Genomic DNA, 11250 nt, shown 5'->3' with positions numbered 1-11250 from the left:
TCCGGCCCGGCGCGGGCAGGTCGATCCGCACCGGACGGTACGGGAGTTGCTGCGGCGCGGCGGGGAGCCGGCACGGTTGCTCCGGCATGCCCGGGCCGAGCGGCCCCGGCGGGTCGTGCTGCTGGTCGACGTGAGCGGTTCCATGGCGCCGTACGCCGACGCGCTGCTCCGCTTCGCGCACGCGGCCGCCCGCGGGACCCACACCGAAGTCTTCACCATCGGCACCCGGCTGACCCGGGTCACCCGCGAACTGTCGCACCGCGACCCGGACTTGGCGATGGCCGCGCTCGCGGCGGCGGTGCCCGACTGGCGCGGCGGCACCCGGCTGGGCGAACTGCTGCGGGAGTTCCTGAACCGCTGGGGGCAGCGCGGTCTGGCGCGCGGCGCGGTGGTGGTCCTGCTCTCCGACGGCTGGGAGCGCGGTGACCCCGGGCTGCTGGCGGACCAGATGCGCCGTCTGCACCGGCTGGCCCACCGGGTGATCTGGGCCAACCCCCGCAAGGCGCGCCCCGGTTACGCACCCGTCGCCGGCGGGATGGCGGCGGCGCTGCCGAGCGTGGACTCGTTCGTCGAGGGGCACAGCGTGGCCGCGCTGGAGCGGCTGGCGGCGGTGGTTCGCGGGGTGCCGCGTGGGCTGACGGAGAAGGAGCAGTAATGCGTGACATACTACCGGCGCTGAGCAGCTGGTATGCGGCCGGCGAACCCTTCGGCCTCGCCACCGTCGTCGCGACCAGCCGCAGCGCGCCGCGCGATCCCGGTGCGGCGATGGCCGTGGGTCCGGACGACGAGGTCGTCGGCAGTGTGTCCGGCGGGTGCGTCGAGGGAGCCGTCTTCGAACTCGCCCAGGAAGTGGTGGCGAGCGGCGAGGCGCGGCTGGAGACCTTCGGGTACAGCGACGAGGACGCGTTCGCGGTCGGCCTCACCTGCGGCGGCGAGATCACCCTGCTCGTACGTCCCGTGACGGCCGCCCGGGACCCCTCCTTCGGCGCGGTCGCCGAGTCGGTCGCCGCCCACCGCCCCGTGACCGTCGCCACGGTGACCGACGGTCCCGCCCCGCGCGGCGCCACCCTCGCCGTCTGGCCGGACCGGGTGTCCGGCACGCTCGGCACCGAGGGCCTGGACGTGGCCGTCACCGCCGACGCACGCGGCGAACTCGCCCTCGGCGCCACGGGGTTGCGTCACTACGGCCCGCACGGAGAACGCCGCGAGGACTCCGTCACCGTCTTCCTGCACTCCTTCGCCCCACCGCCGCGCATGCTGGTCTTCGGCGCCATCGACTACGCCGCCGCGGTCGCCCGCATCGGCGACTTCCTCGGCTACCGGGTCACCGTGTGCGACGCCCGCCCGGTCTTCGCCACGCCGAAGCGGTTCCCGGCGGGCGTGGAGGTGGTCGTGGACTGGCCGCACCGCTATCTGCGCTCCACCGGCACCGACGAGCGCACGGTGATCTGCGTCCTCACCCACGACCCGAAGTTCGACGTGCCGCTGCTGGAGGAAGCGCTGCGCCGGCCGGCCGCGTACATCGGGGCGATGGGCAGCCGCCGTACGCACAACGACCGGACGAAACGGCTGACCGAGGCCGGACTCACCGAACGCGAGCTGTCCCGGCTGCGCTCCCCGGTCGGGCTCGACCTGGGCGCCCGTACGCCCGAGGAGGTCGCCGTGTCCGTCGCCGCCGAGATCGTCGCGCTGCGCTGGGGCGGGACCGGGGCCCCGCTGACGGCGACGGCCGGAGCCATCCATCCGCAGGGAGCGTGAAGGAGGAAGTCATGGAGCTGCACCACGAGTTCACCGTGCCCGTCCCGGTCGACGACGCCTGGCGGACGCTCCTCGACATCGAGCGGGTCGCACCCTGCATGCCGGGCGCGAGCGTCGAGGAGTACGACGGCAAGACCGTGACCGGGTCGGTGAAGGTCAAGGTCGGCCCGATCACCGTGACCTACAAGGGCACGGCCGTCTTCGAGGAACAGGACGAGTCGGCACACCGCATGGTCCTGATCGCCAGCGGCCGGGAGACCCGCGGCCAGGGCACCGCGCGCGCCACGGTCACCGGCACGCTGAGCGAACGCGACGGCGGTACGGCCGTGTCGGTGCGGACCGATCTGACGGTGACCGGACGTCCGGCGCAGTTCGGGCGCGGGGTGCTGGCGGAGGTCGGCGACCGCCTGGTCGGGCAGTTCGCCGCGTGCCTCTCCGAGCGGCTGGGCGAGACGGTGGGCGCCGGAGAGACCACCGGAGAGACCGAGGAGTACCCGGACCAGCCGCTGGACGTGCTCCGCCTGATCGGAGTGCCGGTCGCCAAGCGCGCGGCCGCGATCGCCGGGGCGGTGGCCGCGGTGGTGCTGGTGGTCGTAGGCGTGCGGCGGATCTTGGTGCGCCGCGGCTGAACAGCTGCTGACGCCCCGCGCCCGCGCACTGCTCGCGCACCCGACCGGCCCGCTGGCCGCCGCGCTGCGGGTGGCCGACGGGGTGTGCACCGACTGGACGCCGCGGGTGCCGATACGGCTGTACGCCGCCGAGGACGACGAGCAGGCCGTCAATGCCAACAGCGAGCACTGCCGGGCCGCTCTCGGCGCTCCGCTGATCAACCTGGGCACACCCGACTACGGCGGCTCCCGGCACCTGGGCTCGCAGCAGGCGGCCACCGCGGAGGTGGTCCGCTGGTTCAGCGAGTTGACGGCAACCGGTGCAGTTCCACGTCCGTGAGGCGCGCGTCGGCCACCGTCGCCGTCATGTACGTGCAGTGCGGCTGGCGGCGCCGGTCGGTCGGCGAACCGGGATTGAGCAGCCGCAGCCCGTTCGGGGCGGTGGTGGCCCACGGAATGTGGCTGTGACCGAAGACCAGCACGTCCAGGTCGGGGAAGCGCGCGGCACAGCGGGCCTCCCTGCCCTGGGCCGGGCCCGTCTCGTGGACGGCCCCGAACCGCAGGCCGCCGAGTTCGGCGTACGCCACCTCGGGGAGCCGGGCCCGCAGCTCGGGTCCGTCGTTGTTGCCGTACACGCCGATCAGTCTGCGACTGTGGGACTCCAGCAGGTCGAGCGTGGCTGTGTCGACCCAGTCGCCCGCGTGGAACACCACGTCGGCGTGCGGGAGTTCGGCGAGGAGCTGCTCGGGCAGCGCCTTGGCGCGCTTGGGGAGATGGGTGTCGGACATCAGGAGCAGGCGCACGTCGTCAGCCTAGGCCGCGGTGATCGGCGCCACGCGGTGGACCCTGCGCGTGCCGACTGAGGCAAACGGGTTAGCATCGGGCAACGCCCACCGTGCCACAGTGGAAACGGGAAGCGAATTAAGGGGGCTTCAGCCGGATGCCGGTCAAGGTCAGCGTCGTCGTCCCGGTGTACAACCCCGGGCCATATGTCGAGGATTGCATCGCCTCGCTGCTGCGGCAGTCCCTGCCGCCCGACGAGTACGAAGTGATCTTCGTCGACGACGGCTCCACCGACGAGACCCCGGCCCGCCTCGACGCGCTCGCCGCCGACCACCCCGGTCTCGTCCAGGTCATCCACCAGGAGAACTCCGGCTGGTCGGGCAAGCCCCGCAACGTCGGCATCGCCGCCGCCAAGGGCGAGTTCGTGATGTTCGTCGACAATGACGACTACCTGGGCGACGAGGCCCTGGAGCGGATGTACGACTACGGCGTGGCCAACGGCGCCGACGTCGTCGTAGGAAAGATGGCCGGCAAGGGCCGCGGCGTTCCGGTGGAGCTGTTCCGCCGCAACCACCCGCACGCCACCGTCGAGAACGCCCCGCTGATCGACAGCCTCACCCCGCACAAGATGATCCGCCGGGAGTTCCTCGACCGGATCGGCCTGCGTTTCCCCGAGGGCCGGCGGCGGCTGGAGGACCACGTCTTCATCGCCGAGGCGTATCTGCGCGCGGACAACGTCTCGGTGCTCAGCGACTACGTCTGCTACTACCACGTCAAGCGGGACGACGCCTCTAACGCGGGCTTCCAGCGCTTCGACCCCGTCGGCTACTTCAAGAACCTCTGCGAGGCCCTCGACGTCGTCGACCGCTACACCGAGCCGGGGCCGCTGCGGGACCGGCTGCACCGGCGCTGGCTGCGGGTGGAGATCGTCGAGCGGATGCGTGGCCGCCGGCTGCTGGCGCTGCCCGCCGACTACCGCAAGGAGCTGTTCGACGCGATGCGCGGCGTCGTCGTCGAGCGGTTCGGCCCGGGTGTCGCGGCCGGGCTGCAGCCGACCCAGCAGGTCGTCGCCGCGCTGATCGCCGCCGACCGGTATGCCGATGTCGAGGCCTTCGCCGAATGGGAGGGCTCCGTCGTACCGAAGGCCGCGCCGGAGAGCATCACCTGGCAGGACGGCACGCTGCTGATCGACTTCACCGCCGAGTACGTGTCGCGCGGCAAGCCGCTGCTGTTTCCCGCCGACGGGGAACGTACGCCGCTGGACGTGTCCGACGCGGTCGCCTGGGTCACCGCGGACACCGCCGCCCGGTTCGGCGAGGCCCGGGTCGATCTGCTGCTGCGCGAGCGTTCCAGCGCCGCCCAGTACTTCCAGCCGGTGGAGTTCGTCCGTGAGCGGATCGAGGACGGGGACGGTGTACGGCTCCAGTTGCGCGCCGGGGCCACCGTGGATCCCACGGCCGTGGCGGGCGATGGCGTGTGGGACGCGTACGTCCGGGTCCGGCTGGGTGGCTGGACCAAGGAGTGCCGGCTGGGTCCGGCCCCTCGGGAGGCCCGCCGGGCCCCGCAGGCCGGTGTGGTGGGCGGCCGTGTGGTGCTGCCGTACTGGACCGAACCGCACGTCAACCTCTCCCTGGACATCGACCGCGCCAGCACCCGCCTCGGCCTCGGCGGGCTGTCGCCGGATGCCGTCTCGGTCTCCGGCGGCCGGCTCCGCGCCGCGCTGCCCCTGTACGTCGCCGGTGACACCGAGGTCCTGCTGCGGGTCAGCTCCGGTGACGCGAAGGTGGACGTGGCGGGCACCCTGTACGCGGACGGCTCCGGGGCGCGGCTGGAGGCCGTCCTGCCCGCCGGCCGGCTGAAGGGCGCGACCTGGAAGGTGGCGATCAGTCCGCGTACCGCCGCACCGCGCTTCCTTGCGCTGCCGTTCACCCTCATGGCCGGTGTCGGCGGGGTGCGGGTGGTGCGGAAGCGGAAGCAGTCTCCCGACGTGCTGCGGCGGCTGCGTCGCGCCGTGGGCAGGGTCGTACGAAAGGCGGCGGCCCGCATCAGGAATCGGAGGGCGTGAACGGATGCGACCACTGGGGATCGAAGGTGCCTGGGTGCTGGAGCCCAAGGTGTTCCCGGACGAGCGGGGCAGTTTCCACGAGTGGTACCGCGGCGAGGAGTTCCACGAGGCCACCGGATACGACCTGACGCTCGCCCAGGCCAACTGCTCGGTCTCCCGCCGGGGCGTGCTGCGGGGCCTGCACTTCGCCGATGTGCCGCCCGGCCAGGCCAAGTACCTCACCTGTGTGCGCGGGGCCGTGCTCGACGTGGTGGCCGACATCCGGGTGGGGTCACCGACGTTCGGGCAGTGGGAGGCGGTGCGGCTCGACGACGACACCCGGCACGCCGTGTTCCTCGCGGAGGGGCTCGGGCACGCCTTCATGGCGCTCACCGACGACGCGACGGTGGTCTACCTGTGCTCGACCGGGTACGCGCCCGGGCGCGAGCACGGGGTGGATCCGCTGGATCCGGACCTGGGGATCGAGTGGCCCCGGGACATTCCGCCGGTGCTGTCCGAGAAGGACGCACAGGCGCCGTCGCTGGCGGAGGCGGAGCGGTCCGGGCTGCTGCCGTCGTACAAGGACTGCTCCGCCTACTACCGGCGGCTGCGCGGGCTCAGCGACTGACGCTGAGCTGCTCCACGCTGCGGCGCAGCGGCTCCCAGCCGCGGGACCGCTTGGTTCCGCGGTTGCGGGCCCGCACGAGCGGCGCCCAGAAACCGGCCCCGACCAGCGTCTCGGGCTTCACCGCCGAGGTCCGCTCCAGGATCGTCTCCGGCACCTTCTGCGGGTCGGGGACGACGTACTCGGCGACGATCTCGTCGTACTTGTCCGTCAGGACGGTGTTGCCGGGGTCGGCGCCGAAGACGACGAGCTGGCCGGTCGGCTGGGTGTCGACGAGGACCGTCACCAGGTCGGGGCGGAAGCGGTTCAGCACCTCGACCATCTTGTAGACGTCGCCGGTCCAGGCGCCGGTGTGCCGGTCCCGGGCCGCCTCGTCGACATTGCGCGGCAGCATGTCGTCGAAGACGATGACGCTGGCCCAGTCGGAGTGCTTCTCGACGTTGATGAAGTCGCGCAGCGTGTACTCGAAGAGGTGCATGCCGTCGATGAACGACAGGTCGAGGGTGGTGCGCTGCCAGTGGCCGAACGGGCTGCGGTTGCGCGCCAGATTGCGCAGCGGGTGCCGGCCGCCCTTCAGATGCCCCAGCGGGTTCTGGCGGGCGAAGAAGTCGTCGCTGGTCGCCTTCGCCAGATGGACGTCGCAGCGGATCTCCGTGACCACCTTGAACGCGGGATCGATCGCGATGCTGGGCACACGCGACAGTGTCAGGCTGCGGCCGTCGTTGACACCGATCTCCAGGTAGTTGCGGTTCGCGCTGACCTTGTGGAGTTCCCGCAGGAACTCATGACGTTTCACGACGTAATCTCCTTGCGGATATGGGGCATTGCTTCATTCAGGGCGTCCCGCCAGTCGCGCGGAGCCGGCAGGCCGATCTGCTGCCACCGGCCGTGCGCGAGGGCGCTGTAGGCGGGGCGGGGTGCGGGCCTGGGGAAGGCCTCGCTGCCGGTGGGGCGCACCCGGTCCGGGTCGGCGCCGAGGAGCCTGAAGACTTCCCGGGCCAGCTCGTACCAGGTGGCCTCGCCGGAACTCGTGGCGTGGAACACGCCGTGCGCGCCGGGGCCGACGCGGGGGCCGAGGTCGGCGATGCGCGCGGCGACGTCGGCGCTCCACGTGGGCTGTCCGCGCTGGTCGTCGACGACGTCCAGGGTGTCCCGGCGTCCCTCGAGCTCGATCATCGTACGGACGAAACTGCGGCCGTGGACGCCGTAGAGCCAGGCGGTGCGCACGACGGCGCCCGCGGCCGGGAGTTCCTCCAGTACGGCGCGCTCGCCGGCGAGCTTGGTGCGGCCGTACGCGGTGCGCGGGGCCGGGGGGTGGTCCTCCGGGTAGGGGGCGGAGCGGTCGTCGCCGGCGAAGACGTAGTCGGTGGAGACATGCACCAGGCGGGCGCCGCCGGACGCGCAGGCGCGAGCCAGCAGTCGCGGTCCGTCGCCGTTGATCCGCAGGGCCCGCTCCTCGTCGCTCTCGGCGTCGTCGACGGCCGTGTAGGCCGCGCAGTTGACGACCACGTCCGGGCGGTGCTCGGCGAAGGCGGCCGAGACGGCGTCGGGCCGGGTGATGTCGAGGGCGGCGTGGTCCAGGGCGACCACGGGTGCGCCCCGGCCGCGGAGTTCCGCGACCAGGTCGCGGCCGAGCATGCCGCTCGCTCCGGTGACCAGCCAGTTCATGCGCTCTCCCGTGCGACGCGCTGCTTGAGCGGCTCCCACCAGGCGCGGTTGTCCCGATACCAGGCGACGGTGTCGGCGAGGCCGGTGGCGAAGTCGTGGCGGGGCCGGTAGCCGATTTCCGTGCGGGCCTTGCTCCAGTCCACCGAGTAGCGCAGGTCGTGGCCCTTGCGGTCCTCGACGTGCTCCACCCGGTCCCAGTCCGCGCCGCAGGCCTCCAGGAGCAGCCCGGTCAGCTCCTTGTTGCTCAACTCGGTGCCGCCGCCGATGTTGTAGACCTCGCCGGGGCGGCCCTGGGTGCGGACGAGTTCGACGCCCTGGCAGTGGTCGTCGACGTGCAGCCAGTCGCGGACGTTGAGTCCCTCGCCGTACAGCGGGACCTTCTTGCCGTCGAGGAGGTTGGTCACGAACAGCGGGATGACCTTCTCGGGGAACTGGTGCGGGCCGTAGTTGTTGGAGCACCGGGTGACGCGCACGTCCAGGCCGTGGGTGCGGTGGTAGGCGAGGGCGAGCAGGTCGGAGGAGGCCTTGGAGGCGGAGTAGGGCGAGTTGGGGCTCAGCGGGTGGTCCTCCGGCCACGATCCGGCGTCGATGGAGCCGTAGACCTCGTCGGTGGAGACATGCACGAACGGGCCGACACCGTGGCGCAGGGCGGCGTCCAGGAGGGTCTGGGTGCCCAGGACGTTGGTGTGTACGAAATCGGCGGCGCCGGCGATCGAGCGGTCCACGTGGGACTCCGCCGCGAAGTGCACGACCTGGTCGGCCCGGGACATCAACTTGTCCACGAGTTCGGCGTCGCAGATGTCGCCCTGCACGAACTCCAGCCGGGGATGGTCGAGTTCGAGGTTGTCGAGCGTGCCGGCGTAGGTCAGTTTGTCGAGCACCGTGATGTCGGGGCCGTCGGCGGCGAGCAGCGTACGGACGTACGTCGAGCCGATGAACCCGGCGGCGCCGGTGACGAGGAGGTTCATGTGTGGATCTGCACCTTGCTGTGGTCTCCGAGGACGAGTCGATGGGCACTGGGCACGTTCGGCGCCGGGGTCACCTGGACGTGCCGCCCGATGAGGGAGCTCTCGATGCGGCCCACTCCGTCGATCGAGGAGTCCCGCAGGACGATGGAGAACTCCAACTCGCTGTCGGTGATACGGCAGTTCTCCGCGATGGAGGTGAACGGGCCGATGTAGGAGTCGCTGACGACGGTTCCGGCGCCGATGACGCAGGGGCCGACGATGCGTGAGTCGGTGACGCGCGCGCCTTCCTCGACCACGACCCGCCCGATGGTCTCGGACCGCTCGTCCACCTCGCCGTCGATGCGGCGTTCGAGGCCTTCCAGGACGGTCCGGTTCACCTCGAGCATGTCGACGACGTTCCCGGTGTCCTTCCAGTAGCCCTGGATGACCGTGGAGCGGACGTCGGCGTGGGCGTCGATGAGGTGCTGGATGGCGTGGGTGATCTCCAACTCGCCGCGCCAGGACGGCTCGATGGCGCGCACGGCCTCGTGGATCACCGGGGTGAACAGGTAGACGCCGACGAGGGCGAGGTCGCTCTTGGGGTGTTCCGGCTTCTCCTCGAGACCGATCACCTGCCCGGTCGCGTCGAGTTCGGCGACGCCGAAGGCGCACGGGTCGGGGACGCGGGTGAGCAGGATCTGGGCGTCGGGGCGGTTTCTGCGGAAGCCGTCGACGAGGTCGGTGATGCCGCCGACGATGAAGTTGTCGCCGAGGTACATCACGAAGTCGTCGTCGCCGAGATAGTCACGGGCGATCAGCACCGCGTGGGCAAGCCCCAGGGGCCGCTCCTGCGGGATGTAGGTGACCTGCAGGCCGAACTTCGATCCATCGCCGACGGCGTCTTCGATCTCGGCCGCGGTGTCACCGACGATCATGCCGACTTCGGTTATGCCTGCGGCGGCGATGGACTCCAACCCATAGAACAACACAGCCTTGTTGGCGACCGGTACGAGTTGTTTGGCCGATGTGTGGGTGATCGGCCTCAAGCGCGTACCGGCGCCCCCGGACAGCACGAGAGCCTTCATCTGGTTCACCATAGCCTCGTTCGGCGGAAAGGGAACGTTAACCCTTTATTTGATCCGTACGAGGGCGATCTCGCTCCAGACCTGCTTGCCGCCGCTGACCGGGACGGTCCCCCAGGACAACGACATGGCCTCGACGAGGAGGATGCCACGGCCGCCGGTGGCCTCCCAGCCGATGCTGGTCGGCTTGATCGGACTGCGGGGCGAGGCGTCGGCGACCGCGACGCGCAGCCGGTGGTTGACGAGGGTGAGGTCGAGGCGGACCCGGCCGTCGGTGTGCACCAGGGCGTTGGTGACCAGTTCGGAGACCACGAGCGCGACGGCGTCCTGTTCCTCGGTCACGCCCCAGGCGCGCAGGGTGCGCCGGGTGAAGCGGCGGGCGTGCCGGACGGCCTCGGGCACGCGCCACACCGTCCAGCTCTCCCGCAGCGGGCGGATGTCCATGCCGTCGTAGCGCAGCAGGAGCAGGGCCACGTCGTCGCTGCGGCGGGCGTTGCCGAGGAGGCCGTCGGCGACGAGGCCGAGGTGGGCGGGGTCGGAGCGGGCCAGGTCGCGGGCGAACCCGTCCATGCCCTCGTCGATGTCGGCGTCGACGGACTCGACCAGACCGTCCGTGGTGAGGGCGATCAGCGTGCCCGGCTGCAGTCGCAGCGGGCTCATCGGGAACTCGGCCTGCTTCACCACGCCGAGCGGCGGGCCGCCCTCCGCCTCGGCGATCTCCGTGCTGCCGTCCGGGTGGCGCAGCACCGGCGGCAGATGGCCGGCGCGGACGCACCAGGCGGAGCCCTCCTCCATGTCGATGTCGACATAGCAGCAGGTGGCGAAGAGGTCGGTCTCCAGCTCCATCAGGAGCCGGTTGGAGTGGGAGACCACGACGTCGGGCGGGTGGCCCTCGGCGGCGTACGCGCGCAGTGCCGTGCGCATCTGGCCCATGAGGGTGGCGGCGGCGGCGCTGTGGCCCTGGACGTCGCCGATGACGAGGGCCACATGGTTGTCGGGCATCGGGATCACGTCGTACCAGTCGCCGCCGAGCTCCAGTCCCGCGGTGCTGGGCAGGTAACGGGCGACGGCTTCCGCGCCGGGCAGCCGGGGCAGGCGGCGCGGCAGCAGCTGGCGCTGGAGCATGCCGACGAGTTCGTGCTCGGCGTCGAAGGCGCGGGCCCGCATCAGGGCCTGTCCGGCGAGGCCGGCGGAGGCGGTGAGCAGGGCGCGTTCGTCGGGCCCGAATTCGTGCGGGGTGTCCCAGCCGATCAGACAGGCGCCGGCCATGCGGCCCGCCCCGGGCAGCGGCAGCACGGCGAGGCCGCCGGGGCCGACCTCGGCGAGCGCGGGTTCCAGGGCGGTGCCGGCGGGCCAGATCTGGGCGCGGCCCTCGCGCAGGGCGGCGGCGAGGGTGGGCATCGCGCGCACGGGCGCGTCGGGCCACTCGCTGCGCCACTCGCTGCGCCACACCTCGGGCCAGGACTCCGGTTCGGGCGGGTCGAGGACGGTGACGACGAGCCGGTCCGCCTCCAGCTCGGCGAGCGCGATCCGGTCGGCCCGCAGCGGCCCGCGCAGCGCCGTCACGACGGCCTTGCCGACATCGCGTACGGTCCCGGCGATGGCCAGCGCGGCGGCCAGCCGCTGGACGCGGGCCACGTCGGTGACGTCGGAGCGCAGCTTGGACGCGTCGGCGACGGTGCCGACGAGCCGGGCCGGGCGGCCCTCGCCGCCGGGCACCAGCCGGCCGCGCAGC

At 72.0% G+C, this 11250-nt stretch carries 12 protein-coding genes; 6 read left to right on the top strand and 6 right to left on the bottom strand.

The genetic code is table 11. The annotated features are described in order from the left end of the window. From AB0I98_RS48785 to AB0I98_RS48770, 4 genes are all read left to right on the top strand, one after another. Positions 1-655 (top strand): VWA domain-containing protein (locus AB0I98_RS48785; RefSeq protein WP_362952823.1); only part of this gene is annotated, 655 nt, incomplete at its 5' end. Beyond that, a complete protein-coding gene (locus AB0I98_RS48780) occupies positions 655-1758 on the top strand; it encodes an XdhC family protein (RefSeq protein ID WP_362952821.1) in 1104 nt (367 codons plus the stop codon). The genes AB0I98_RS48785 and AB0I98_RS48780, both read left to right, overlap by 1 nt. Before the next feature lie 11 nt (positions 1759-1769). Beyond that, entirely contained in the window at positions 1770-2387 is a 618-nt protein-coding gene (locus tag AB0I98_RS48775) for an SRPBCC family protein (protein WP_362952819.1), read from the top strand. 82 nt (positions 2388-2469) lie between these two features. Continuing rightward, positions 2470-2706, top strand: coding sequence for a hypothetical protein (locus tag AB0I98_RS48770; protein WP_362952817.1), 237 nt, complete (start codon positions 2470-2472; stop codon positions 2704-2706). On the opposite strand, the gene AB0I98_RS48765 is transcribed toward AB0I98_RS48770, so the two are convergent. Next, positions 2666-3169: a metallophosphoesterase gene (locus AB0I98_RS48765; protein ID WP_362952815.1), complete on the bottom strand. Its 504-nt coding sequence runs from the start codon at positions 3167-3169 to the stop codon at positions 2666-2668. The two genes, AB0I98_RS48770 and AB0I98_RS48765, sit on opposite strands and share 41 nt — an antisense overlap. 137 nt (positions 3170-3306) lie before the next feature. Between AB0I98_RS48765 and AB0I98_RS48760 the strand changes: the two genes are divergently transcribed. Together AB0I98_RS48760 and rfbC are read left to right on the top strand one after the other, a co-directional pair. Further along, the gene (locus AB0I98_RS48760) at positions 3307-5214 is read left to right on the top strand and encodes a glycosyltransferase family A protein (RefSeq protein WP_362952813.1); all 1908 of its coding nucleotides are present in this window, start codon (positions 3307-3309) and stop codon (positions 5212-5214) included. A gap of 4 nt (positions 5215-5218) precedes the next feature. Next, positions 5219-5821 carry a dTDP-4-dehydrorhamnose 3,5-epimerase gene (gene rfbC / locus AB0I98_RS48755; protein ID WP_362952811.1) on the top strand — a complete coding sequence of 201 codons (603 nt, stop codon included), beginning with the start codon at positions 5219-5221 and terminating at the stop codon, positions 5819-5821. On the opposite strand, the gene AB0I98_RS48750 is transcribed toward rfbC, so the two are convergent. The 5 genes from AB0I98_RS48750 to AB0I98_RS48730 all read right to left on the bottom strand — a co-directional run. Beyond that, positions 5811-6614 carry a class I SAM-dependent methyltransferase gene (locus tag AB0I98_RS48750; RefSeq protein WP_362952809.1) on the bottom strand — a complete coding sequence of 268 codons (804 nt, stop codon included), beginning with the start codon at positions 6612-6614 and terminating at the stop codon, positions 5811-5813. The two genes, rfbC and AB0I98_RS48750, sit on opposite strands and share 11 nt — an antisense overlap. Next, entirely contained in the window at positions 6611-7486 is an 876-nt protein-coding gene (gene rfbD / locus AB0I98_RS48745) for a dTDP-4-dehydrorhamnose reductase (RefSeq protein ID WP_362952807.1), read from the bottom strand. Before rfbD ends, AB0I98_RS48750 begins: the two co-directional genes overlap by 4 nt. Further along, complete coding sequence (gene rfbB, locus AB0I98_RS48740) at positions 7483-8454, bottom strand: dTDP-glucose 4,6-dehydratase (RefSeq protein WP_362952805.1); 972 nt, start codon at positions 8452-8454, stop codon at positions 7483-7485. The genes rfbD and rfbB overlap by 4 nt, the downstream gene beginning before the upstream one ends. Then, positions 8451-9518, bottom strand: a complete 1068-nt coding sequence (locus AB0I98_RS48735; protein ID WP_362952803.1) for a glucose-1-phosphate thymidylyltransferase — start codon at positions 9516-9518, stop codon at positions 8451-8453. The genes rfbB and AB0I98_RS48735 overlap by 4 nt, the downstream gene beginning before the upstream one ends. 45 nt (positions 9519-9563) lie before the next feature. Continuing rightward, positions 9564-11250: SpoIIE family protein phosphatase (locus AB0I98_RS48730; RefSeq protein WP_362952801.1), on the bottom strand; the 1687-nt coding region annotated here is incomplete at its 5' end.

It is taken from the genome of Streptomyces sp. NPDC050211 (genome assembly GCF_040656035.1).
GTDB lineage: Bacteria > Actinomycetota > Actinomycetes > Streptomycetales > Streptomycetaceae > Streptomyces.
Note: the sequence above shows the minus strand (reverse complement) of the source record. Positions and strands in the feature narration are given on the sequence as shown.

Coding starts and splice junctions, on each gene's coding strand:
- AB0I98_RS48760 (WP_362952813.1), top strand. CDS start 3,307: ATGCCGGTCAAGGTCAGCGTCGTCGTCCCGGTGTACAACCCCGGGCCA.
- rfbC (WP_362952811.1), top strand. CDS start 5,219: ATGCGACCACTGGGGATCGAAGGTGCCTGGGTGCTGGAGCCCAAGGTG.
- AB0I98_RS48775 (WP_362952819.1), top strand. CDS start 1,770: ATGGAGCTGCACCACGAGTTCACCGTGCCCGTCCCGGTCGACGACGCC.
- AB0I98_RS48735 (WP_362952803.1), bottom strand. CDS start 9,518: ATGAAGGCTCTCGTGCTGTCCGGGGGCGCCGGTACGCGCTTGAGGCCG.
- rfbD (WP_362952807.1), bottom strand. CDS start 7,486: ATGAACTGGCTGGTCACCGGAGCGAGCGGCATGCTCGGCCGCGACCTG.
- AB0I98_RS48780 (WP_362952821.1), top strand. CDS start 655: ATGCGTGACATACTACCGGCGCTGAGCAGCTGGTATGCGGCCGGCGAA.
- rfbB (WP_362952805.1), bottom strand. CDS start 8,454: ATGAACCTCCTCGTCACCGGCGCCGCCGGGTTCATCGGCTCGACGTAC.